Source organism: Sulfitobacter sp. NFXS29 (genome assembly GCF_040148765.1).
Classification (GTDB): domain Bacteria; phylum Pseudomonadota; class Alphaproteobacteria; order Rhodobacterales; family Rhodobacteraceae; genus Sulfitobacter.
On sequence record NZ_JAGDED010000009.1, the window covers coordinates 39,904 to 64,520 of the forward strand.

The following is a 24,617-nucleotide window of genomic DNA, read 5'->3' on the forward strand; positions in this document are numbered from 1 at the left end:
GTTCCTTGCGTTGACCCGCCGCAAACCGCCTGCTTAACATTGCAAGAAATCAAACCGCGCATCTGCATATGGGACCAAAGCGATGATTGACCTATACACATGGACCACCCCGAACGGCCGCAAGGTCTCGATCCTGCTGGAAGAATTGGGGATCGACTATAACGTCCATTCCATCAACATCGGCAAGGATGAGCAGCACAGTCCCGACTTCCTCAAAATCAGCCCCAACAACAAAATCCCCGCCATCGTGGACCATGACACCGGGGTGAGCTTGATGGAATCCGGCGCGATCATGGTCTACCTCGCTGAGAAACATGGCCGCTTTCTGCCCGAGGGTCAGGCCGCGCGGGCCGAGGTGATGCAATGGCTGATGTGGCAGATGGGCGGCTTTGGCCCGATGGCTGGGCAGGCGCATCATTTCCTGCATTTCAACCCCGGCAAGGCCGCCTATGCCGAAGACCGCTTCGGCGCGGAGGTCAAACGGCTTTATGGCGTGCTCGACAAACAGCTTGAGGGGCGCGATCACATTTGCGGTGAATACTCCATCGCCGATATGGCCTGCTGGCCTTGGGTCTCGCGCTATGAATGGCAGCAGATCGACCTTGCCGATTACCCCAATGTCCGGGCGTGGTACCAACGGCTGCGCGCGCGCGACGCGGTGCAAAAGGGATACCATGTGCCCAAGGTGATGGGCGAGATTCCTGAGGGCTGAAATCGACTCCCCCCTCGCGGCAGCAACATAAGGGGGAACCAAGGCATAGGTTGATCGGTTGCACTTGCGAAGGCAGTGCTGCCCGCCGCGCAGGCTGCCCGTTTCATGAATGGGGGGCTGAATCGTGATGCTTAATTTGGTGATGATACCCTTGAGCGGCTGTCGGAAACTGTCATGAACAGTGCGCCGCGTTTCGACCCTTTTCCGCCAAGCTCTCAACCGGATGTTCTTTCTCAAGCGGCCCGAAGCGCGTTGCGCAAAGCGGCGCGGGACGAGGAGGCGGGCACGGCACCGATCAGCGCCTCTATCGACATTCTGCGCGACGCGGGTCTGATGCTGGAAGACGGTGCTGCTTCCCCCCTGCGCACCGCCCATGCACTAATGCAGATCGGCGGGGCCAATCTTAGCGTGGGGCGCTTGTGGGAAGGCCATGTTAACGCCCTGCGCCTGATCCGGCTCTACGGCAGTCCGGCCCAGGCTGAACACGCGAAACAGGTGATCAAAGACGGCGGGCTGTTGGGGGTCTGGGGGGCCGATGGCGTCACGCCTGCGACGGCGGAAGGCGGGGTGCTGCGAGGTGAGAAGGTCTTCGCCTCTGGTCTCGGCACCGTCACCCACGCGCTTATCTCGCTCAATTCCGGCCCCGAGGTGCAGCTTGCGCTGATCGATGTGACCGACCCGAAACGGGGCGATGCCACGCAATGGGACATGCTGGGGATGCGAGCCACGGCTTCGGGGACGTATGATTTTTCCGGGCTGCCCTTTGCCGAGGACGCCCGGATTGGTGCCCCGGGTGACTACCTGAAAGAGCCGCATTTCATCGGCGGGGTCTGGCGGATCGCGGCCCTTCAGGCCGGCGCGGCGGCGGGGTTGATCGATGCGGCGGCCGGCGCCCTGCGCGATATGGACCGGCTTGAGGCCGAAGCCCAATTGGCGCGGCTGATGCAGGTTTTGATGCGGGTCTGGGCCGGGATGGCACTGGTCGAACGCGCAGGCCAAGCCAGCGTGGACGACCACGAGGAAGAGACCATCGTCAGCACCTCAATCGCCGCGCGGATTTACACCGAAGAAGTCGCCCTCGACACGATCAAAGCGGTTGAGCAAAGCCTCGGCCTGCGGCATTTCACGGCTTCTTCTGAGACTGGCCGCATGGCGCGCGACCTGTCGGTCTACCTGCGCCAAGCGGCGCGGGACGCCTTTTTGCAACGCGCCGCAGGCCACGCGCTTTCCAGTGAAAAAGCGACTTGGGGTGTCTTTGGATGAGCCGCAACGCGCCCCTTGCCGATGCCCTGTCAGGTCGTGAAAAGATCGTGGTCTTAGCGCCGCATCCCGACGATGAAACACTCGGCTGCGGCGGCCTTTTGGCCCGTGCCTTTGCAGGCGCCGGGGCGCATGTTGTCTGCGTGACCGATGGCGGTGCCAGCCACCCCGCCTCTCGCGAATGGCCCCCGGTGCGATTGGCCGAAACGCGCCGTGGCGAGTTGATTGAGGCGCTTGAAATTCTCGGCGGCGGCGCGGCGGACCTGACGTGGCTCGGCCACCCTGACAGTCTCTTGCATGAGGTTTCTGCCGCCGACATCCTGCCCGCGTTGACGGCGGTAATCGACGGCCAAGCCGCGCGGCACGTCTTTGTTCCCGCCCGCGAAGACAAGCATTGCGATCACCAGACAACCGCAAAACTAGCAGAGGCATTGCGGGGGCAGCGCCCCGATCTGCAGTTCCACAGCTACCCGGTCTGGAGCCGTTTTGACGATCCGAACTTCGCAGAAAACACCGCTGGCCACGCCCCCCTCACCCTCGACACCGCCACCTACCGTAAGGCCAAAGCCGCCGCGATCCGGGCGCATCGCAGCCAGCTTGGGCAGATCGTGCAAGACGACCCCCAAGGCTTTGTCCTGCCCGATGCGATGATCGACCTTTTCGCGCAGCAAGATGAGATTTTTTGGAGGATGCCGTGATGGGCGTGGGGTTGGATCATCTTCAAGGTCTCTATGCCGAGACGAGCGATCCTTGGGGGTTTGAGCATAGCGCCTATGAGCAGGCCAAATTCGCGGCGACACGGGCGGCGCTTGCGCAAGATGGCTACCGCTCGGCCTTTGAGTTGGGCTGCGGCAATGGGCAATTGGCGCGGCACCTGATCGACCTTTGTGCGCGCTATACCGGGATGGACGCCGTGGCCAGCGCCCTCGTTGCCGCGCGGCAAGCGGTGCCTGAGGGGCGGTTCATTCAAGGGTTCTATCCAGGCCCCCTGCCCGAGGGTGATTTTGATCTGCTGATCCTGTCAGAGGTGCTTTATTTTCTGGATCATCCAGGGCTGGACCAACTGGCCACCGACATCGCGACCCGTTGGCCGCAGGCCGAGATCATCTGTGTGACCTGGCGCGGGGACACTGGGAACCCGCTTCAGGGAGAAGAGGCGCTCAAGGGCTTTGCACGCGCGCTCAGCACTCATGATTTCACCTGCGTAAACGAGACCGAGAACTACCGCATCGACCGCGCGTTTCCGGGGGGGCGGGCATGAGTTTCGAGCGCTGGAAGGACACCGCAATCATCATCCCCGCTCGGAATGAGGCGGAGCGGATCGGCGCCTGCCTGAGCGCTCTTGCCCCGCAGTGCAACGACCGTATTCGCGTGATCCTTGTGGTGAACAACACCGACGACGACACCGCCAAGATTGCCACGCTGGCGGCAACGCGACAGGGGATCGACCTTTCTGTGCTCGACCTCACCTTTCCGCCCGGCATGGGGGTCGGGGCGGCGCGGCGGAAGGGCTGCGCCGTGGCCATGGAGCAGATGCCCCATCTGCGCCAGATCCTGACCACCGATGCCGATTGCCGCGTCAGCCCCGATTGGGTCGCCCGCAGCATTCAACACCTGCACCGCTACGATGTCCTTTGTGGCAGGGTGACGCTGAACCCCGAAGAAGCCGCCTGTTTGGCGGGGCAAGATCCCAAGCTGGAGGCCCATGAAACCACCTATCGCCGCTTGGTGCTGGCGTGCTACGCCCGCCATGCCCCCAACTGCGCCGATCTGCAAAACAGCCACGGCGAAGCACCGGGGGCCAGCCTTGGCTTTACCCGCGCGGCCTATGAGGCCGTCGGCGGCTTCGCCCCGATCCCCTGCGGCGAGGACCGCGCGATCATCCGCGCCGCGCGGGCGGCGGGCCTTCGGGTGCATCACGCGGATGACATCTGGGTCGAAGCCTCTTGCAGGCTTGTCGGGCGGGCGGCGGGCGGAATGGCGGATACCCTGCGCATTCGGCTGGCCGGAACGGAATATCTGGCCGACGACTGTTTGCCAAACGCAGCAACCCTTCTTGATCAGGTGCAGCGCGGCACTTTGGGGTGCTGGCCCGCACAGGTTCCGCAACCGCAGCGCGTCCCGGTCCGAGAACTGCCTGCACATATCACGATGCTGCGCGCCTTTCTGAACCTGCCAGAGGGAGAGGAGGCAACCGCGTCGCCCGCTCAGGCACCGGCCAATCCCCGGAGGGACGAGAACTTTCCCGCTCAGGTCTCAGAAACATCGGAACCCCGTACCGCCGGGGCGGTTGAACTCTCATAGGGTCGGGCGATCACCGCCCCCTCTGGAGCGGCCATCTGTGCCCGCCACATATTAGCAAGAAATCCTCCCGATTATTTCCGGGGGCGCTGTGGAGAAAAATCATGACAGACAAAGAACTTGGCAAAGGCGGTGAACCCCGCCAGCAAACCACGGACCGCGAACAGACGATGACGACCGCGCAGGGCGGTCCGATCGCGGATGATCAAAACTCGCTCAAAGCAGGCCCGCGCGGCCCGGTCTTGATGGAAGATCACGTTTTCCGCGAAAAGATGTTCCATTTCGATCACGAGCGCATTCCAGAGCGTGTCGTTCACGCCCGCGGTTACGGGGTGCATGGGCATTTCGAACTCAAAGAAGCGATCCCTGAACTCTCTGCCGCCGATATTTTCCAGCGCGTGGGTGAAAAGACCCCGACCTTCACCCGTTTCTCCACCGTGGCAGGCAACAAAGGGTCCTTTGATCTGGCCCGTGACGTGCGCGGCTTTGCCACGAAGTTCTACACCAAAGAGGGCAACTGGGACTTGGTCGGCAACAACATCCCCGTGTTCTTTATCCAAGACGCGATCAAGTTCCCTGACCTCATCCACTCCGTCAAACCCGCCCCCGACCGCGGTTTTCCGCAGGCGCAATCGGCGCATGACAACTTCTGGGATTTCGTGTCGCTCTCGCCCGAAGCGATCCACATGACGGTTTGGCAAATGTCTGACCGGGCGATCCCACGTTCCTTCCGCTTCATGGAAGGCTTTGGCGTGCACACCTTCCGGCTGGTCAACTCTGAGGGCAAATCTCACTACGTCAAGTTCCACTGGAAGCCCAAGCAGGGCGTACAATCGGTGGTCTGGAACGAGGCGCTCAAGATCAACGGCGCGGACCCTGACTTCCACCGCCGCGACATGTGGGATGCCATCGACGCGGGCGATTACCCGCAGTGGGATCTGGGCATTCAGGTGTTTGACGACGAATACGCCGATAACTTTGAGTTCGACATCCTCGACGCGACCAAGCTGATCCCCGAAGAACAGGTGCCGGTGCGCATCATCGGCACGCTGACGCTGGATGCCAACGTCGACAACTTCTTTGCCGAGACCGAGCAGGTGGCCTTCTGCACCCAGAACATCGTGCGCGGGATCGACCACACGAATGACCCGCTGCTGCAGGGGCGAAATTTCTCCTACCTCGACACGCAGATCAAACGCCTCGGCGGGCCGAACTTCACCCATATTCCGATCAACGCGCCGAAATGCCCTTTCCACCATTTCCAACAAGACGGCCATATGGCGATGCACAACCCCAAGGGCCGCGTGAACTATGAGCCGAACAGCTGGGGCGACGATGGTGGCCCGCGTGAAAACCCTGAGATTGGGTTCAAAAGCTACCCCGAAGAGGTCAGCGGCACCAAACAGCGCGTGCGCTCTGAGACATTCGCCGACCACTACAGCCAAGCCCGGCAGTTCTACATCAGCCAGACCGAGATCGAACAGCAGCATATCGCGGCGGCCTATACGTTCGAACTGTCGAAATGTCAGGAAGAGCGCATTCGCCTGCGGATGCTGTCGCATCTGATGAACGTTCATGACGATCTGGCCAAACAAGTGGCCGAAGGCTTGGGCGTGACCGAAATGCCGGAACCGGCCACACCCGCCCGGACCCCGATCACCGATCTGCCTGCGTCTGATGCGCTCAGCATTTTGAAAAACCCGCCGAACACCTTCGCGGGCCGCAAGCTGGGTCTGTTCCTGACGGAGGGCGCCGATGCGTCGATTGTGGAAGCCTTGGAGAAAGCATTCGCCGATGAAGGCGCCATGGTCGCGATCGTGACGCCGCATATCCAGGGGGTCACCCTGTCAGATGGCAGCACCCGCGCGGCGGATGAGAAGATCGACGGCGGGCCGTCGGTGGTCTTTGATGCGGTGGCCTTGGTCTTTGGCGATGAAAAGGCTGACAAGATCGCCAAGAACAAACCCGCGCAGGATTTCGTCTCGGACGCCTTTGCGCATAACAAGTTCATCGCGTGGACCAAGGCCGCCGATCCGCTGCTCAATGCCGCCGGCGTTGAGAAGGACGAGGGCACGGTGGAGGTCTCTGCCGAGAATGTGGGTGATTTCCTTCAGTCCTGCCGCAAGCTGCGGTTCTGGCAGCGCGAAGAAAAGCTGAACTGGGAATAAGAAATCAAAGGCCGGGGCAGAAATGCTCCGGCCTTTTTCTAGCGCCGATGCACCTGTGACGATGGTGAAATTGCGTTTGCCGTGTCCTGCAACCGCGGCAGGATTTCGGCCCTGATCCGCTCGCGCGTCCAGGTGTGGGCCGAGACCGAACATTGCACCGCCGCAAAGGCGCGCCCGTCGGGGCCGGTGATCGGGCAGGCCACACCGATCTCTGACAGAATCATCTGATCGCTTGAAATTGCATGGCCCTGCTGCACCGCCTCATTGATGCTGTTGCGGATCGTGGCGCGGTCCATCGTGGTGCGCGCGGTAAAGGATTTGAGCGGCCAAGTCTCGATCGCTTCTTCCCGGTCTTCGGGCGAGAAGGTCGAGATGATCGCCCGCCCCGCTGATGTCGAAAGCGCAGGCAGCCGCCGCCCGATCACCGTCGCCGCGAAATAAGTCCGTTGGCAGGGCAAGCGGCTAACATAGATGATATGGTCTTTGGAAAGCTCGGCCAGATTGACCGTCTCGCCAATCTCTTGGCTGAGATCGATCAGCTTAGGAATCGCCTGCCCGACCAGTTGATCCGACCAGTAATAGGCATAGGCCAGCTCCAGCCACGCATGGGACGGACGAAAACGCCGGGTCACCGGATCTTTGTCGAGCATCCCTTCGATATGCAGCGTATTTGCAAGACGTTGCACCGCGCTTTTGTCCAGCCCGCTGCGCTCTGCAAGCGCCACAAGGGACAATTCCGTATGCGATTCATCAAACGCGCGGAGTAGTCGCAGCCCTTTAGCGAGTGACCCTACATAGAGCGTATTTTGCTTCTTTTCCAATCACCTACCCCGAAAGTTAGCCCAAAATATCAAACCGGGGCTTGACGTATACCGAACGGATTGCGTTTACTAATCGTATAGCGATATCAAGTATTATTATATGATACGCTTCGCAAGTCAAAAACGATACGAAACTGAATTCGTAAACCAACAGGGGAGTTGACCATGAAATCCACGGTCCTGAAATCTACCATCACCGGGCTGATCCTAGCCGCCGCCACGGGTGCTGCTTGGGCGGACAAGGCAGACGACACGCTGAACGTCGCCTTTACCAAAGAGCTTGAGAACGTCGACAGCTACTTCAACTCATCGCGCGAAGGCGTTGTGCTGCAGCGCGCGGTCTGGGACGGGTTGATCTACCGCGATCCGGTCAGCAACGAATACATGGGCAACCTCGCCACCGAATGGGAGTGGATCGACGACACGACCATCGAATTCAAACTGCGCGAAGGTGTGAAATTCCACGACGGCTCTGACTTCACTGCCGACGATGTGGTGTTCACCGTCAACTACGTGGCCGATGAGGCCAATGGCGTGAAAACGCAGCGCAACGTGAACTGGATGAAATCGGCCGAGAAGGTCGACGATTACACCGTCCGCATCATGCTAAAAGAGAAATTCCCGGCGGCGATTGAATTCCTCTCCGGCCCCGTGTCGATGTACCCCAGCGACTACTACGAAGAAGCCGGCCCAGAAGGCATGGGCCTGAAACCCGTCGGCACCGGCCCTTACAAAGTGACCGAAGTCGTCCCCGGCCAGCACTTCAAACTCGAAGCTTATGAAGGCTACCACGAAAGCCCCAAGGGCAAGCCCAGCATCAAGAATGTCGACATCCGCACCATCCCGGATGTGAACACACAGATGGCTGAACTGTTCAGCGGATCGCTCGATCTGATCTGGCAGGTGCCTTCGGACCAAGCCGAAAAGCTGGCCGAGCGGGACGAGTTTCAGGTCTCCAACGAATCCACCATGCGTGTGGGCTATCTGACGCTGGATGCGGCAGGCCGCTCCGAAGACAGCCCCTTCACCGATATCCGTGTGCGCAAAGCGGTGAACTACGCAATCAACCGTCAGGAACTGGTCGACGCGCTGCTCAAGGGCAAATCTAAAGTCGTCTACACCCCCTGCTTCCCCAGCCAGTTCGGCTGCGACGAAGAGGCGGCGGTCGAGTATGAGTACAACCCCGAGAAAGCCAAAGAACTGCTGGCCGAAGCGGGCTATGAAGATGGCCTGACCATCGACTTCTACGCCTACCGCGACCGCGAGTATGCCGAAGCGATCTCAAGCTACCTGAACGCCGTAGGCATCGATACCAACTTCAAAATGCTGCAGTATTCCGCACTGCGTGAGCAGAGCATGAACGGCGAAACCGCTGTGTCGTTCCAGACATGGGGCAGCTATTCGATCAACGATGCCTCTGCCATGGTCAGCCAGTTCTTCAAACATGGCTCGCTCGACTACGCGATGGACGATGAAACGCTGGAATACCTCAACATCGCCGACAGCTCGACCGACCCAGAGGTCCGCAAAGAGAACTACACCAAGGCGATCGAACGCATCACCGAGGAAGCCTATTGGGCGCCGATGTTCTCTTACAACACCAACTACGTGACCACCAACGAGGTGGAATACACGCCCACAGCCGACGAAGTTCTGCGCTTCACCACGGCCAGCTGGAAGTAAACCGATCCGCAGGGGCGCCGTGATCGGTGCCCCTGCCCTGCTTTTTTCCGCACCCCACCCAGACCCACGCGGCAGGCCATCCGCCTGCGGCGCAGCCTCAAGGTAGTTGCACCCGTGCTTCAATTTATTCTCAAACGATTGGGACTGGCCATTCTCGTGGCCTTCACCGTGTCGTTTATCAGCTTTAGCCTGCTGTTCCTGTCGGGCGACCCGGCCGCCGCACTTGCGGGCGAAACCGCCAGTGGCGAAGACATCGAGGCCCTGCGCCGTCTCTACGGTTTCGACCGGCCCATGTTGGTGCAATACGGCGAATGGCTGTTCTCGGCCATTCAGGGCGACTTTGGCGAGAGTTACTATTTCCGCCTGCCCGTCGCCTCGCTGATTGCCGACCGTCTGAGCGTGACCATGACGCTGGGTGTCTGTGGCATTGTTTTCGCCCTGCTGACCGCCGTGCCGCTTGGCGTTGTCGCGGCGATCCGCCCCAATTCGATCATCGACCGCGTGGCCCTGTTCATCTCGGTCGCGGGGCAAGCGATGCCGAGCTTTTGGTTCGGTCTGATCCTGATCGTGATCTTTGCGATCCAACTGGGTTGGCTGCCGCCCTCGGGCACCGACACGTGGCGGCATTTCATCCTGCCGACTATCGTACTGGGCTATTACGCCATGCCCGCCATCATGCGCCTGACGCGCGCCGGGATGCTGGATGTTCTGAACTCTGACTACATCCGCACCGCGCGGGCCAAGGGTGCCAATGAAAGCCGCGTGCTGTTCCGCCATGCGCTGCGCAACGCGATCATCCCGGTCGTCAGCCTTGCCGCCGTGCAGATGGGCTTCATGCTGGGCGGCTCCATCGTGGTTGAATCGATCTTTGCCCTGCATGGCGCGGGCTATCTCGCTTGGGAAAGCATCGCGCGGAATGACCTGCCCACCGTGCAGGCGCTGATCCTGATTTTCTCGATGTTCTACATCGTTTTCACCTTCCTCGCAGACGTGCTCAACGCATGGCTCGACCCCCGCATGAGGAGCAGCTGACATGATCACCGCTGGTACACATGACAGCCTTTTGGACGAAATCACCGGCCCGACCCCCGGCCAAATGTTGCGCAAGCGCGTCTTTGGACATCAGGGTTTGCTGATCGGGGCGATTGTCCTCGTGATCCTTACGATCATCGCGATCCTCGCCCCATGGATCGCACCCCATGACCCCTATGCACAAAGCCTGATGACCCGGATGGAGCCGCCTGTGTTCCTCGGCGGCGATTGGGAGCATCCTTTGGGTACCGACCACCTTGGTCGCGATTACCTGTCACGCCTGATCTATGGCGCACGGATATCGCTATTGATCGGGGCCGTGGCGGCGCTGATCTCTGGCGTGATCGGCACGGCCATGGGTGTGGCTGCGGGCTACTTCGGTGGCAAGGTCGATGCGGTCGTGACCTTCCTCATCAACGTGCGTTTGGCGATGCCCGTGGTGCTGGTCGCCCTCGCGGTCGTCGCGATCCTTGGCGGTTCGCTACAGGTCGTGATCATGGTGCTGGGCCTGCTGCTTTGGGACCGTTTCGCCGTGGTGATGCGCGCCTCGACCATGCAGGTGCGGCGGCGCGAATATGTTGCGGCAGCACAGGTCATCGGCGCCTCCACCCCGCGCATCTTGCTGTCCGAAATCATGCCCAACATCGCCAACAACCTGATCGTTGTCGTAACACTGGAAATGGCCCATGCGATCTTGCTCGAAGCGGCACTGTCGTTCCTTGGCCTTGGTGTGCAACCCCCGACGCCAAGCTGGGGGCTGATGGTCTCTGAAGGCAAAAACATGATGCTGTTCGAGCCGTGGCTCGTCCTGATCCCCGGCGCTGTCCTTTTCGTGCTGGTGCTGGCGATCAACCTGATGGGCGATGGTCTGCGCGACGTGACCGCCCCCGAAAACCGGAGCTGACCCATGACAGAACCTCTTTTGAGTGTCCGCAACCTGCGGCTCGACATTCCCACGGGCAGCGGCACCCTGCATGCGGTGCGTGGGATCGACTTTGACCTAAACCGTGGCGAAACCCTGTGCATCGTTGGCGAAAGCGGGTCGGGCAAATCGCTCACCTCGCTCGCGCTGATGGGGCTCTTGGGCAAATCCATCAAGCGAAACGCGGATCGGATGACCTTTGATGGCACCGAGTTGACCACCGCCAGCCAAGGCCAGATGCGCAAACTGCGCGGTGCGCGGATGGCGATGATCTTTCAGGAGCCGATGACCTCGCTCAACCCCGCCTATACGATCGGCGATCAACTGGCCGAGGCGCTGCTGCTGCACCGCAAGGTCAGCCGCCAGCAGGCGCGGGACCGGGCGATTGAACTGCTGGAGAAAGTCGGCATCACCGCCGCCGAGAGCCGTCTGTCGCAGTATCCGCATCAACTGTCAGGCGGGTTGCGCCAACGCGTGATGATCGCCATGGCGCTGATGTGCGAGCCGGAACTGATCATCGCGGATGAGCCGACAACCGCACTCGATGTGACGATCCAAGCGCAGATCCTGCGGTTGCTGCACGATCTGGGCCGCGAAATGAACATGGCCGTGATCCTGATCACCCATGATCTCGGCGTCGTGGCGCGCGTGGCCGATAAGGTCGCCGTGATGTACGCGGGCGAGTTGGTCGAAACCGGCCCGGTGGGCGACATCTTTAACGCGCCCTCGCATCCCTACACCCGCGGGTTGCTGCGCTGCATCCCCCTGCCCGGCAAGACCGACCGCGGCGCGAAACTGGGCACCATTCCGGGCATCGTGCCTTCGCTGGTGGGCGAGGTCGAAGGCTGCGTCTTCCGCACCCGTTGCCCCCATGCGGTGGCCGAATGCCGTGGCGAGATCCCGAAAAGAGAGGACGGCAGCCACGCCTTCCGCTGCATTTTCCCCGATGGCAAACGCCATTCCGAGAAGGAGCTGACCGTATGAAGGACAGCGTAAACACCCCCCCGGTGCTGGAGCTTTCCGGCGTCAGCAAAACGTACCGGGTGAAACAGGGCATGTTCGGCAAGGTCAAACCGCTGACGGCTGTGAACGACGTATCGCTGCAATTGGGCAAAGGCGAAGTGCTGGGTCTCGTCGGCGAATCCGGATGCGGTAAATCCACCCTCGCCAAGATCCTGCTGGGTCTGGAACAACCCACCGCCGGTCACGTCAAGATCGACGGCGAAGAGATCACGCAGCAGGGCCGTCTGGCGCTGGCGCGGCGCATCCAGCCGATCTTTCAGGATCCTTATTCCTCGCTCAATCCACGCAAGAGCATCTATGACGTGATCTCTCTGCCGTTGCGGGTGCATGGCATCGGGGATGAAGAGAGCCGCAAGAAGAAGGTTAAGGAGATCCTCGACGTTGTCGGCCTGCCGCAGCGCGTGATGAACACCTATCCCAGCCAGATGTCAGGCGGCCAACGACAGCGCGTCGCCATTGCGCGCGCGCTCATCATGAAGCCCGAAGTGGTGATCTGCGACGAACCGACCTCGGCGCTGGATGTCTCGGTCCAGAGCCAGATCCTCAACCTTCTGGGAGAGCTGCGCGAGGAATTTGGCCTGACCTATCTTTTCATCAGCCACGATCTCGCGGTGGTCGAACACCTCGCGACGCGGGTGGCGGTGATGTATCTGGGCGAGATCGTCGAGCAGAACTCGGTTGCCGGGCTCTTCGACGCCCCGCGTCACCCCTACACACAGGCGCTGTTGAAATCCGTGCTGACGCCCGAGCCGGGCTTGGGCGTGCCGGACACGCAGCTTGGCATGGCCTACCCCAACCCCATCGCGCCGCCGCCGGGATGCCATTTCCACCCGCGCTGCCCGCGCGCGACGGATTTCTGCACGCAAAAGGCGCCGCGCCACATTCCGATCCCGGAGGGCCATGTCGCCTGCCATCTGCACGATCCGGAAACCCCCATGTACGAGCAAGAGTAATCCCATGTCATCGAACCTGTCGCACAGCAGTCAAACCCGTAAAATCGTCATCGAAACCGAACATGGCGTTGTCGCCGCACAGCACCGTCTGGCAGCACTTGCGGGGGCCGAGGTGCTGGCGGCAGGGGGCGATGCGGTAGACGCAGCCGTCGCCACCTCATTTGTCATCGGCGTGCTGGAGCCGTGGATGAGCGGCCCTGCCGGTGGCGGGGCGATGATGCTTTGGCGCGCCGAGGAAGGTCAGGCCTATGCGCTGAACCACGGCATGCGCAGCCCCGGGGCGCTTGACCCGGCGAACTATCCGCTCAGCGGGCGCGGCAAGGCAGGCGATCTGTTCCCTTGGGAGCATGTAGAGGGCGACCGCAACGTGCAGGGTGCAACGGCGATTGCCGTGCCGGGTGTGGTCGATGGGCTTGGCCAAGCGCACGCGCGCTTTGGCAAGATGCCTTGGGGCGAGTTGCTGTCGCCCGCGATTGACCACGCCCGCAAGGGGCTGACGGTGGATTGGTATGCCGCACTCGTCATCGCCTCTTGCACGCGCGAATTGGCCAAAGATGCGGATGCTGCGGCGGTCTTCCTTGAAGATGGGCAATGGCCGACGATCAGCGGTTGGACCGCGCTGGCCGAAAAGCGGCTGGATCAATCGCGCATGGCCGACAGCCTTGAACAAATCGCGCGGCATGGCGCGCGCACGCTCTATGACGGTGACCTTGGCGCGGCCATGGCGAAGGATGTGCAGGACAAGGGCGGCAGCCTCTCGCGCGAAGACCTGCAAGCCTACCGGGCCGAGTTCCACGCCCCGCTCGACTTCGCCTACCGCGACGCGCGGTTCCATGTGGTGCCGGGGCTGACCGCTGGCCCGACCTTCCGCGATACCTTTGCCTCGCTGGAAACCGAAGACCTCGGCAGCGCTCCCGGCCCCGACAGCTATGCCGCGATGGCTGCGGCGCTGAAGGGCGCTTATGCGCGGCGGCTCGGATCGATGGGCGACACCGGCGAAAGCCCCGAGGCCCCGGGCTGCACGACGCATTTCTCGGTCGTAGACCGTCACGGCAACATGGTGGCGCAGACCCAGACACTGCTGTCGATCTTCGGCTCGCGGGTCGTCTCCCCCTCGACCGGGTTTTTGATGAACAACGGCATCATGTGGTTCGACCCTGTTCAGGGCCGCCCGAACTCACTCGGGCCGAACAAGCGCTGCCTGATGAACGTCTGCCCGGTGATCGGCGAACAGGGTGAAAAACGCTTTGCCTTCGGGGCCTCCGGCGGGCGCAAGATCCTCGGCGCGGTGGCGCAACTGTCATCCTTCGTCACCGATTTCGACATGTCGTTGGAGGACAGCTTCCACGCGCCCCGGATCGACGCTTCGGACGCGAGCCAACTCATCGCCGACGAAGACCTGCCGCGCGATGTGCTGGACCGCCTGCGCGAAGACAACACCGTCGCCGAAACAAAGCGCACGATCTTTCCCTACGCCTTTGCCTGCCCCGCAGGTGTGATGCGCAACGCGGGGCGCAATTCCGGCTGCACCGAGATCATGTCGCCCTGGGGCGACGCCGTTTCCGAAGATATGACAAAGGACCTTTAAGCATGACCCGCGACAGCGCGATCCAAGCGATCACGACCTATTTCGACGACGGCACTTTCCAATCCGAATTAGGCACCCTCGTCTCTTACGAGACCGAAAGCCAGAACCCCGACCAGGGGCCTGAACTCATGCGCTACCTGACCGAGACGATGGAGCCGCGCCTGACCGCAATGGGCTTTACCTGTTCGCTGCACGACAACCCCGACCCGCGCGGCGGGCCGCTTTTGGTCGGTGAGCGCCGCGAGGGCGACGACCTGCCCACCGTGCTGACCTATGGCCATGGCGACGTGATCCGCGCCCAGACCGATCAGTGGCGCGAGGGGCTACATCCGTTCAAATTGGTTGAGGAAGGCGACAAGCTCTATGGCCGCGGCACCGCCGACAACAAAGGCCAACACCTGATCAATATCGCCGCTCTTGAGGCCGTGCTGAAAACGCGCGGCAAGCTGGGGTTCAACTGCCGCATCGTGATCGAAATGAGCGAAGAGACCGGCAGCGCGGGCCTGCCTGAGTTCTTCACCGAACATCGCGAGAAGCTAACGGCGGATGTGCTGATTGCCTCGGACGGGCCGCGCCTGCAACCCGATGTGCCGACCATGTTCATGGGCTCGCGCGGCGGGGTCTCTTTCGATCTGATCATCGACAAACGCGACGGGGCGCATCACTCGGGCAATTGGGGTGGCTTGCTGGCCGATCCGGCGATGATCTTGGCCCAAGCGCTGGCGACGATCACCGACAAACGCGGGCAAATCCAGATCGCGGAATGGCGGCCCGACAGCCTGACCCCCTCCGTCCGCGACGCGCTGAAAGACCTGCCGATCGAAAGCGATGACGGCCCCGCCATCGACACCGACTGGGGCGAAGAAGACCTGACCCCGGTCGAGCGCGCCTATGGCTGGAACAGCTTTGCCATCCTCGCGATGAAAAGCGGCGTCCCCGAAGCGCCGGTCAACGCGATTTCGGCCCATGCCACGGCCACTTGCCAATTGCGCTATGTGGTCGGCACCGATCCCGAAGACATCTTGCCCGCGCTGCGCCGCCACCTTGATAAGCACGGGTTTGAGGAGGTGCGGATCGAACCGCATGACCGCGGCTTCTTCCGCGCGACGCGGCTGGATGCGGATCACCCGTGGGTGAAGTTCGTGGCCGCCTCCCTCACGAAAAGCGCCGGAAAAGCGCCGCATATCCTGCCGAACCTCGCAGGCTCCCTGCCCAACGACAGCTTCAGCGATATTCTGGGCCTGCCGACAGTCTGGGTGCCGCATTCCTATCGCAGCTGTTCGCAGCACGCGCCGGATGAACATGTGCTGAAACCCGTCTGCCGCGATGCGCTGCGGGTGATGGCGGGCGTGTTCTGGGACCTGGGCGACGGCAATACACCGCCGCGTGCCGCGTGAGAAGAAACGGGCGGGGGCATCTGGCCCCTGCCCGACTTACAGCGCAGCCCGGATGCAATTTTCCAGCGCGTCTTGGCTGAGAGCACAGGGGTTTGCCCGCATGGAGGACGACGCCGCCGCTTCCTGCGCGGTCTCCGCAAGGTCGGTCCCTTCGGGGATCCAGCGGTTCAGACGCTCCAGTCCCCAATCGTCGAGCAGGGCCGAGAGGGCGGTGAATGTGCCGGTCTCGGGCAGATCAAAACCCTCTGCCAGCCATGTCTGCACTTCGGAAAACCGCCGGGAGGCACCGAGCACATCACTATTGGCGGCCAGCACCGGCCCCAGCAGACGCCCACAAATCAGCCCATGTGGCGCGCCAAACTGCCCGCCGATCACGCCGGCCAGCCCATGCACCGCGCCGAGGCCCGCATTCGCCAGTGCCAGACCGCCCGACAGGCTGACATAGGCCATCGCATCCCGCGCGGCAGGGTCTTCGCCCGCCGCCAGACGTGTGAGCGCGGCAATCCCCTGCGGAATCGCGGCACGGCAGAGCGCATCGCTGAGCGGGTTGGCTTTGCTTGAAAGATAGGGCTCAATCACCTGCACCAAGGCATCAAGCCCCGACCCCAACGTGACGCCGCGCGGCGCACCATCCGTCAGCGCAGGATCGACCAAGGCCAAACGCGGCAGCATTCGGTCGTCGCGCAGGCTGACTTTTCGCGCGGCCTCCGGCACGGCGATAACGGCGTTTTTGGTGACCTCGGCCCCGGTGCCCGCCGTGGTCGGGATCGCGATCATCGGCAGCGGGTCGGCTTGCAACGGCTTGCCCGCGCCCACGACTTCGAGATGTTCCATCACGTCGCACTCCGATGGGATCAGCGCCGCTGCGGCCTTGGCAAGGTCGATGACCGCGCCGCCGCCGACGCCCAGCACCATCTGCGCCCCGCGCCCTGCCGCAACGGCAGAGCGGACATCTTCGACAGAGGGTTCGCCGCTGCTGCGGACCTCGGTCACGTCACATCCAGCCGCCGTCAGGTCGCGGCTGAGCTCATCGACCCAAGCAACGGATCCACCGCGTAAAATCAGCACCCGGCGGCCATGGCTGAGCGCGGCGTCGACGGCTTCTGAAACGGTCCCACGGCCAAAGCGGATGCGCCCGGCGGTGGCGAAACCAAAGGCTGCGATCCCCTCCATCAGAATTGCAACGTGGCGTTCACAGCGCGCTTCCATGCGCCGTATTTCTCATCCCGCGTCGCCGCATCCATCTGCATTTCAAACCGCCGATCCAGCGCCCATTCGCGGGCGAAGCCCTCCATGTCCGGATAGATGCCCGCCCGCTGCCCCGCCAACCATGCCGCACCAAGCGCCGTGGTCTCCAGCACATCAGGACGGTCGACCGAAGCGCCGATAACGTCGGACAGGAACTGCATCGCCCAGTCACTGGCGCTCATTCCGCCATCAACGCGAAGGGTGGCGATCTCGCCCGATTGGCCTTGGGCGGCCCAATCCGCCTGCATCGCCTCCAGCAAATCGCGGGTTTGGTAGCCGACGCTTTCCAGCGCCGCACGGGCCAGTTCGGCGGGGCCGGAATTGCGCGTCAGCCCGTAGATCGCACCGCGACACTCCGCGTTCCAGTAAGGCGCACCGAGGCCGACGAAGGCAGGCACCAGCACGACGTTCTGATGCGGGTCGGCCTGTTCGGCGAGCCCTTGAGTCTCGCTCGCCTCGCGGATCATCTTGAGCCCGTCGCGCAGCCATTGCACCACGGCCCCGGCAACGAAAATCGAGCCTTCGAGCGCATAGGTCGGCTTGCCGTCGAGTTGATAGGCGATGGTGGTGAGCAGGCGATTGGTTGAAGTCACCGCCGTTCCGCCCGTATTCAGCAGCGCAAAACAGCCCGTGCCGTAGGTCGATTTCATCATGCCGGGTTGGAAGCAAGCCTGCCCGATGGTCGCCGCCTGCTGGTCGCCTGCCACACCAAGGATCGGAATCTCGCGGCCAAACAGATCGGGACGGGTCATGCCGAAATCGGCGGCGCAGTCTTTGACCTCGGGCAGCATCTCGACGGGAATGTCGAACATCTTGCAGATCGTCGTGCTCCAGCGGCCCTTGTGAATGTCATAGAGCATGGTGCGCGCGGCGTTGGTGGCATCAGTCACATGGCGCGCGCCGCCGGTGAGCTTCCAGATCAGGTAGCTGTCAACCGTGCCGAAAAGCAACTCGCCCGCCTGTGCGCGGTCGCGCGCCCCGTCGACGTTATCCAAAATCCACTTCAGCTTGGTGCCCGAGAAATAGGGATCAGCCAGCAGACCGGTGCGCTCGGTGATGATCTTGTCGTCACCGCGATCACGCAACTCACGGCAGAAGTCAGCAGTGCGGCGGTCTTGCCAAACGATGGCGTTATAGACTGGCTGGCCGGTCTTGGCGTCCCAGACCAGCGTCGTCTCACGTTGGTTGGTGATGCCAATGGCGGTGATGTCATCGGGGCGCAGGCCCGCTTTTTCGATCACCGCGCGGCAGGTGCCCGCAGTGGTGGACCACAGATCGCCGGGATCATGTTCGACCCAGCCGGAGCGGGGGAAATGCTGCGGAAACTCTTCTTGGGCGGTGGCCGTCACGGCCATGTTGCCGTCAAAAAGGATCGCCCGCGAGGATGTGGTTCCTTGATCAATGGCGAGGATATGGGTCATGGCGCGGCCCCCGGTTGTTAGTTGAAACGAAAAAGGGGCCGGAACGCTGCTGCGCCCCGGCCCCCAAAAGTTTGGCTTACTGCCAGGACTTGATCAACTCTTCGTAGCTGATTGTCTCGGGCTCGGGGTCTTCGTTGTCGAGCTTGGCAACCGGCGAACCGGGCTGTTCCAGCCAGTAGGAGGCATCCTGCTCTTCGTTCATTTTCGGACCCAGATCACCTTGGACGCCTGCGCGCTCAAGACGTTCCATGACCTTTTCCTGCTCGGCGCAGAGGCTGTCGAGTGCTTCTTGCGGGGTTTTCGCACCGGACATTGCGTCGCCGATGTTCTGCCACCACAGCTGTGCCAGCTTGGGGTAATCCGGCACGTTCGTCCCGGTGGGCGACCATGCGGTGCGCGCAGGCGAGCGATAGAATTCCACCAGACCGCCGAGTTTCGGCGCACGTTCGGTGAAGCTTTCGTGCTGGATGGTCGACTCGCGGATGAAGGTCAGACCGGCGTGGGCCTTTTCAACATCGACGGTTTTCGACGTGACGAACTGCGCGTAGAGCCATGCGGCCTTGGCGCGGTCCACGGGCGTGCTTTCCATCAGCGTCCAGCTGCCCACGTCCTGATAGCCAACCTTCTGGCCATCTTTCCAGTAGGCGCCATGCGGGCTGGGGGCCATGCGCCACTTGGGCGTGCCATCGTCGTTCAACACCGCTGTGGCATTCTCGTTCACCATGTCCGCGGTGAAGGCCGTGTACCAGAACATCTGCTGGGCAATCGCGCCCTGTGCAGGGACCGGACCGGCTTCGCCGAAGGTCATGCCAGCGGCTGCGGGGGGCGTGTACTTTTCAAGCCATTCGATAGACTTGGAGATCGCATAGACCGCCGCCGCATCGTTGGTCGCACCGCCACGGGTCACACAGGAGCCGACGGGCTGCGAGTTTTCGTTGACGCGGATGCCCCATTCGTCGACCGGCAGGCCGTTGGGCTCACCCACGTCGCCGCCGCCCGCCATGGACAGCCACGCATCGGTATAGCGCCAGCCAAGCGACGGGTCTTTCTTGCCGTAGTCCATGTTGCCGTAGACTTCGACGCCGTCGATGGTGCGTCCGGTGAAGAATTCGGCGATGTCTTCGTAAGCGGACCAGTTGACCGGAACGCCCAGCTCATAGCCGTATTTCTCTTTGAACTTGGCCATCAGATCGGGGTCGGTGAACCAGTCCTGACGGAACCAATAGAGGTTCGCGAACTGCTGGTCGGGCAGCTGATAAAGCTCGCCGTCGGGGGACGTGGTAAAGTCCAGCCCGATGAAGTCTTCCAGATCGAGACCGGGGTTGGTCACGTCTGCACCCTCATTCGCCATCCAGTCGGTCAGGCTGCGCGCTTGCTTGTAGCGCCAGTGTGTGCCGATCAGGTCAGAGTCATTGATATAGGCGTCATAGATGTTTTCGCCCGACTGCATCTGTGTTTGCAGCTTCTCAACAACGTCACCTTCGCCGATCAGGTCGTGGGTGATGTTGATGCCGGTGATCGCGGTGAAGGCCGGGGCCAGCACGTTGGCCTCGTATTCATGGGTCGTGATGGTCTCGGACACGACTTTGATGTCCATTCCCTTGAACGGCTCGGCAGCGTCGACGAAGAATTGCATCTCCGCCTCTTGCTCTTCGCGGCTCAGCGCGGAGCGTTCGATTTCCTCGTCGAGGAATTTCTTCGCGGCTTCCATATCCGCGAATGCTGGCCCGGCGAGCAGACCGAGCGTGACCGCAAGTGCGGTACTCGATTTCATGACAGATCGTTTCATTATGTCCTCCCTAGACATTTGGTCGTGTCGTATGGCGGCCCCGGATTGCCCGGGGTCCCCCGCGATTGCGCCTAGACCCAGCGAAATACGGCTGCGGCATAGGCAAGGCAGACCAGCAGCGCATAGGGCTGCGGCCCCGCCTCGAAACCCAGCCAGATCAAATTGATAAAGGCCGAGCCGAGAAGTGTGATGAACAGACGGTCACCACGGGTTGTTTCGATCCTGAGAATGCCGGTGCGGGGCGTCTCAGGAAATTTGATCGCGAGGATCGTGAAGGTCACGAGTAACAGCGCGATGACACCGAAGAAGATCGCGGTGGGCATGGTCCAAGCCATCCAAGACATGAGCGGTCTCCCCTTTTATACGCGTCCGAGGGCAAAGCCCTTGGCGATGTAGTTGCGGACGAAATAGATCACCAAAGCGCCCGGTACGATTGTGAGCACTCCGGCGGCGGCCAGCACGCCCCAGTCGAGGCCCGAGGCCGAAACTGTGCGGGTCATGGTGGCGGCGATGGGTTTCGCGTCGACCGAAGTAAGTGTGCGCGACAGCAGCAGTTCGACCCATGAGAACATGAAGCAGAAAAACGCCGCGACACCGATGCCGGAGGCAATCAGCGGGGTGAAGATACGGATGAAGAAGCGCGGGAAAGAGTAGCCATCAAGGTAGGCTGTCTCGTCGATTTCCTTCGGCACGCCGCGCATAAAACCTTCGAGAATCCATACCGCCAGTGGCACGTTGAACAGGCAATGTGCCAACGCCACAGCGATATGCGTGTCGAACAGCCCGACCGAGGAATAAAGCTGGAAGAACGGCAGCGCGAATACGGCAGGCGGGGCCATGCGGTTGGTCAGCAGCCAGAAGAACAGATGTTTATCGCCCATAAAGCTGTAGCGCGAGAAAGCATAGGCCGCAGGCAGCGCCACAGCGAGCGAGATCACGGTGTTCAGCACCACATAGATCAGGCTGTTGACATAGCCCATATACCAGCTCGGATCGGTGAGGATCTTGGCGTAGTTCGCCAGTGTCAAATCACGCGGGTAGAGCGAGAAACTCCCCAAGATCTCTGCGTTGGTCTTCAGACTCATGTTGATCAGCCAATAGATCGGCAGCAGCAGGAAAAGCAGGTAGAGCGTCATCACCACCACAGACCCTTTGGGCCGGAAGCGGCTGCGGCGGGCGGTGGTGGTCGCGGTCACATCGCCCGGAATGGGCGCGGCGCCGGGGGCTTGTACGGTGCTATCGGTCATCAGACACCATCCCTTTTGTCGAGGTTGACCATGACGGTGTAGAACACCCATGAAATCAACAAGATAACGAGGAAATACATCAGGCTGAACGCCGCTGCGGGGCCGAGGTCAAACTGGCCGATGGCCATTTTCACCAAGTCGATGCTGAGGAAGGTCGTGGCATTGCCCGGCCCGCCACCCGTCACGACGAACGGCTCTGTATAGATCATGAAACTGTCCATAAAGCGCAGCAGAATCGCGATCATTAGCACCCCCGCCATCTTGGGCAGTTCGATGTAGCGGAACACGGCCCAACGGCTGGCTTGGTCGATCTTGGCGGCTTGGTAGTAGGCGTCCGGAATGGATTGCAGCCCGGCATAGGCCAGGAGCGCCACCAGCGAGGTCCAGTGCCAAACATCCATAACCACAACGGTAATCCAAGCGGCGGTGATGTCTTGGGTGTAGTTATAGGTGATCCCGAGCCTGTCGAGCGTGTAGCCCAAAAGGCCAATGTCGACGCGGCCAAAGATCTGCCAGATGGTGCCGACCACGTTCCACGGGATCAGCAGCGGCAGCGACATGAGCACCAGACAAAAGCTGGCCCAGAACCCGTTTTTCGGCATGTTCAGCGCAACAAAAATGCCCAGCGGAATTTCGATCGCCAGAATGACACCCGAAAAGATCAATTGACGGCCCAGAGCATCCCACATCCGGTCGCTGTCGAGCATGTCGGAAAACCACTCAAGCCCGGCCCAGAAGAATTCATTCCGGCCAAAGGTGTCTTGCACCGAATAGTTCACCACGGTCATCAACGGGATCACAGCCGAAAAGGCCACGAGGATCAGAACCGGCAGGACAAGGAACCATGCCTTTTGGTTAACGGTCTTGTTCATGCGGCCTCTCCCTCTGCGCTGATGCGCCAGTCGTCGGCATAGACATTGATGCCCGCCGGATCGAAGCTGATCGCGGTGTTTTCGCTCGGCACGGACGCGCCTTCCTCGGCGATGGCGCTGACCGGCTGACCTGCCACGTCAAGGCGGATGATCTTGTGGCGGCCGACGTCTTCGACGCGCGTCACCTTGGCAGGCAAGCCCAGCCCTTCGCCGTTGAGGCGGATAAACTCGGGCCGGACGCCCAGCTGGGTTTTGCCGCCCATGGGGGCGTAAGTTTTATTCAAGTTGATGCTTGTGCCTGCGACCTGCGCGGCATTGCCCGAGATCTGCGCATCAAACAGGTTCATCCCCGGCGAGCCGATGAAATAGCCGACGAAAGTATGCGCGGGCCGCTCGAAGAGTTCCTGCGGCGTGCCGATCTGCACCACCCGGCCATCATACATCACCACGACCTTATCGGCGAAGGTCAGCGCCTCGGTCTGGTCATGGGTCACATAGATCATCGTGTGGCCAAACTCATGGTGCAGCGATTTGAGCTGCGTGCGCAGCTCCCATTTCATATGCGGGTCGATCACGGTCAGCGGCTCATCGAACAACAGCGCGTTCACGTCTTCGCGCACCATGCCCCGGCCGAGACTGATCTTTTGTTTGGCATCCGCCGTGAGGCCCCGCGCCTTGCGGTTCAATTCGTCTTCCATGCCGATCATCTGCGCGATCTGCTGGACACGGCTCGCGACATAAGAGGCATCCGCACCCCGGTTGCGCAGCGGGAAGGCGAGATTGTCGCGCACCGTCATCGTGTCGTAGACCACCGGGAACTGGAACACCTGCGCGATGTTGCGCTCGGCGGTGGGGGCGTGGGTTACATCCACATCGTTAAACAGGATGCGACCCTGCGAAGGCTGCAACAGCCCCGAGATGATATTGAGCAGCGTGGACTTGCCACAGCCTGAGGCGCCAAGCAGCGCATAGGCTTCGCCGTCGATCCAATCGTGGTTCAATTCCTTGAGGGCGAAATCATCCTCATGGCCGGGGTTCGGCAGATAGGAATGCGCGAGGTTATCAAGCGTGATCTTGGCCATTATGCCGCCTCCGCATAGGGCGCGGCAGAGACGAGCGCCCCGTTCGCGTCAAACAAGTAAATATGCGCTGGATCAAGATAGACCGGCAGCGGCTGGCCGGGTTGCAGATGCTGGATGCCATGCACCAGCCCGACCCACTTTGCGCCGTGATAGTCGAGGTGGATAAAGGTTTCCGAGCCCGTGATCTCGGTCACATTCAGCTTTGCGTCAAAGCCGATCGCCTCAGGAGCCTGCGCGCTTAGCGTCAGGTGGTTGGGGCGGAAACCCGCGGTATATTCACCGTCTTTCAGGCTTGCCATCGTGGCAGGCGCGGGCATCTCACCGCCGTCAAACCGCAGGGTGCTGCCTGCCTTTGTCATGCTCAGAAAGTTCATCGGCGGGTCAGAGAAAACACGCGCCGTCGTGGCGTTCTCGGGCCGACGGTAGACGCTTGGCGTCAGGCCGAATTGCGTCACGCGGCCCTCCCAAAGCGTCGCGGTGTTGCCGCCCAAAAGCAGTGCTTCTTCCGGCTCTGTCGTGGCATAGACAAAGATCGAACCGGCACGTTCAAAGATGCGCGGGATCTCGGCGCGGAGTTCTTCGCGCAGTTTGTAATCAAGGTTCGCCAGCGGCTCATCCAGCAGCACGAGACCTGCGTTTTTCACCAGCGCCCGCGCCAAGGCGCAGCGCTGTTGCTGGCCGCCCGAAAGCTCAAGCGGTTTGCGGTCAAGCATCGGGGTCAGCTGCATCAGTTCAGCCGTCTCGCGCACCGCGCGGTCGATCTCGTCTTTCGACTTGCCGACCAGCTTCATCGGCGAGGCGATGTTGTCGTAAACGGTCATCGAGGGGTAGTTGATGAACTGCTGGTAGACCATCGCCACCTTGCGGTCTTGGACGCGCATCCCGGTGACATCCTCACCGTTCCAGATCACTTGGCCCGTGTTCGGCACATCCAGCCCGGCCATCAGCCGCATCAGCGAGGTCTTGCCCGCAGACGTAGGCCCCAAAAGCACGTTCATCGTGCCCTTTTCCAAGGTCAGGTCGGTCGGGTGGATATGCGTTTGACCGCCCACCGTTTTCGACACGTTTTTTAGGATCAAACTCACGTTCGTCCTCCCC

At 61.6% G+C, this 24,617-nt stretch carries 22 protein-coding genes; 13 read left to right on the forward strand and 9 right to left on the reverse strand.

Features of this window, described 5'->3' with window-relative positions; all coding sequences use genetic code 11:
• Positions 1-82 precede the first annotated feature (82 nt).
• From J3456_RS14260 to J3456_RS14285, 6 genes are all read left to right on the forward strand, one after another.
• Complete coding sequence (locus J3456_RS14260) at positions 83-712, forward strand: glutathione S-transferase family protein (protein ID WP_349580803.1); 630 nt, start codon at positions 83-85, stop codon at positions 710-712.
• 174 nt (positions 713-886) lie between these two features.
• Complete coding sequence (locus J3456_RS14265; RefSeq protein ID WP_349580804.1) at positions 887-1,975, forward strand: acyl-CoA dehydrogenase family protein; 1,089 nt, start codon at positions 887-889, stop codon at positions 1,973-1,975.
• Positions 1,972-2,670 (forward strand): PIG-L deacetylase family protein, encoded by a 699-nt coding sequence (locus tag J3456_RS14270; RefSeq protein WP_349580805.1) that lies wholly within the window; start codon positions 1,972-1,974, stop codon positions 2,668-2,670. The genes J3456_RS14265 and J3456_RS14270 overlap by 4 nt, the downstream gene beginning before the upstream one ends.
• Positions 2,670-3,233: a class I SAM-dependent methyltransferase gene (locus J3456_RS14275; RefSeq protein WP_349580806.1), complete on the forward strand. Its 564-nt coding sequence runs from the start codon at positions 2,670-2,672 to the stop codon at positions 3,231-3,233. Before J3456_RS14270 ends, J3456_RS14275 begins: the two co-directional genes overlap by 1 nt.
• A complete protein-coding gene (locus tag J3456_RS14280) occupies positions 3,230-4,276 on the forward strand; it encodes a glycosyltransferase family 2 protein (protein ID WP_349580807.1) in 1,047 nt (348 codons plus the stop codon). The genes J3456_RS14275 and J3456_RS14280 overlap by 4 nt, the downstream gene beginning before the upstream one ends.
• 101 nt (positions 4,277-4,377) lie before the next feature.
• Entirely contained in the window at positions 4,378-6,441 is a 2,064-nt protein-coding gene (locus J3456_RS14285; RefSeq protein WP_349580809.1) for a catalase, read from the forward strand.
• A 38-nt stretch (positions 6,442-6,479) separates the two neighbouring features.
• Here J3456_RS14285 and J3456_RS14290 read toward each other — a convergent pair whose 3' ends face one another.
• On the reverse strand, positions 6,480-7,262 hold the full coding sequence (locus J3456_RS14290; RefSeq protein ID WP_349580810.1) for an IclR family transcriptional regulator: 783 nt from the start codon (positions 7,260-7,262) through the stop codon (positions 6,480-6,482).
• Positions 7,263-7,427: 165 nt separating this feature from the next.
• Here J3456_RS14290 and J3456_RS14295 point away from each other — a divergent pair, with 165 nt between their 5' ends.
• The 7 genes from J3456_RS14295 (at position 7,428) to J3456_RS14325 (ending at position 15,860) form a co-directional block, all read left to right on the forward strand.
• The gene (locus J3456_RS14295) at positions 7,428-8,945 is read left to right on the forward strand and encodes an ABC transporter substrate-binding protein (protein WP_349580811.1); all 1,518 of its coding nucleotides are present in this window, start codon (positions 7,428-7,430) and stop codon (positions 8,943-8,945) included.
• A 114-nt stretch (positions 8,946-9,059) separates the two neighbouring features.
• Positions 9,060-9,977 carry an ABC transporter permease gene (locus J3456_RS14300; RefSeq protein WP_349580812.1) on the forward strand — a complete coding sequence of 306 codons (918 nt, stop codon included), beginning with the start codon at positions 9,060-9,062 and terminating at the stop codon, positions 9,975-9,977.
• 1 nt (position 9,978) lies between these two features.
• Positions 9,979-10,881 carry an ABC transporter permease gene (locus J3456_RS14305; RefSeq protein ID WP_349580813.1) on the forward strand — a complete coding sequence of 301 codons (903 nt, stop codon included), beginning with the start codon at positions 9,979-9,981 and terminating at the stop codon, positions 10,879-10,881.
• Between the two features lie 3 nt (positions 10,882-10,884).
• A complete protein-coding gene (locus tag J3456_RS14310; protein ID WP_259950350.1) occupies positions 10,885-11,883 on the forward strand; it encodes an ABC transporter ATP-binding protein in 999 nt (332 codons plus the stop codon).
• On the forward strand, positions 11,880-12,875 hold the full coding sequence (locus tag J3456_RS14315; RefSeq protein WP_349580814.1) for an ABC transporter ATP-binding protein: 996 nt from the start codon (positions 11,880-11,882) through the stop codon (positions 12,873-12,875). The genes J3456_RS14310 and J3456_RS14315 overlap by 4 nt, the downstream gene beginning before the upstream one ends.
• A 4-nt stretch (positions 12,876-12,879) precedes the next feature.
• Positions 12,880-14,463, forward strand: coding sequence for a gamma-glutamyltransferase (locus J3456_RS14320; RefSeq protein WP_349580815.1), 1,584 nt, complete (start codon positions 12,880-12,882; stop codon positions 14,461-14,463).
• A 2-nt stretch (positions 14,464-14,465) separates the two neighbouring features.
• A complete protein-coding gene (locus J3456_RS14325) occupies positions 14,466-15,860 on the forward strand; it encodes a M20 family metallopeptidase (protein ID WP_349580816.1) in 1,395 nt (464 codons plus the stop codon).
• 36 nt (positions 15,861-15,896) lie between these two features.
• Here J3456_RS14325 and J3456_RS14330 read toward each other — a convergent pair whose 3' ends face one another.
• The 8 genes from J3456_RS14330 to J3456_RS14365 all read right to left on the reverse strand — a co-directional run bounded on the left by J3456_RS14330 (position 15,897) and on the right by J3456_RS14365 (position 24,604).
• The gene (locus J3456_RS14330) at positions 15,897-17,069 is read right to left on the reverse strand and encodes an iron-containing alcohol dehydrogenase (RefSeq protein ID WP_349580817.1); all 1,173 of its coding nucleotides are present in this window, start codon (positions 17,067-17,069) and stop codon (positions 15,897-15,899) included.
• A complete protein-coding gene (gene glpK / locus J3456_RS14335; protein WP_349580818.1) occupies positions 17,033-18,529 on the reverse strand; it encodes a glycerol kinase GlpK in 1,497 nt (498 codons plus the stop codon). The genes J3456_RS14330 and glpK overlap by 37 nt, the downstream gene beginning before the upstream one ends.
• 76 nt (positions 18,530-18,605) lie before the next feature.
• Complete coding sequence (locus J3456_RS14340; protein WP_349580925.1) at positions 18,606-20,303, reverse strand: ABC transporter substrate-binding protein; 1,698 nt, start codon at positions 20,301-20,303, stop codon at positions 18,606-18,608.
• Positions 20,304-20,389: 86 nt separating this feature from the next.
• A complete protein-coding gene (locus tag J3456_RS14345; RefSeq protein ID WP_007121386.1) occupies positions 20,390-20,662 on the reverse strand; it encodes a DUF2160 domain-containing protein in 273 nt (90 codons plus the stop codon).
• Between the two features lie 15 nt (positions 20,663-20,677).
• Positions 20,678-21,565 (reverse strand): carbohydrate ABC transporter permease, encoded by an 888-nt coding sequence (locus J3456_RS14350; RefSeq protein WP_349580819.1) that lies wholly within the window; start codon positions 21,563-21,565, stop codon positions 20,678-20,680.
• Positions 21,565-22,437: a carbohydrate ABC transporter permease gene (locus J3456_RS14355; protein ID WP_349580820.1), complete on the reverse strand. Its 873-nt coding sequence runs from the start codon at positions 22,435-22,437 to the stop codon at positions 21,565-21,567. The genes J3456_RS14350 and J3456_RS14355 overlap by 1 nt, the downstream gene beginning before the upstream one ends.
• Positions 22,434-23,519, reverse strand: a complete 1,086-nt coding sequence (locus J3456_RS14360) for an ABC transporter ATP-binding protein (RefSeq protein ID WP_349580821.1) — start codon at positions 23,517-23,519, stop codon at positions 22,434-22,436. The genes J3456_RS14355 and J3456_RS14360 overlap by 4 nt, the downstream gene beginning before the upstream one ends.
• Positions 23,519-24,604, reverse strand: a complete 1,086-nt coding sequence (locus J3456_RS14365; RefSeq protein ID WP_349580822.1) for an ABC transporter ATP-binding protein — start codon at positions 24,602-24,604, stop codon at positions 23,519-23,521. The genes J3456_RS14360 and J3456_RS14365 overlap by 1 nt, the downstream gene beginning before the upstream one ends.
• Positions 24,605-24,617 lie beyond the last annotated feature (13 nt).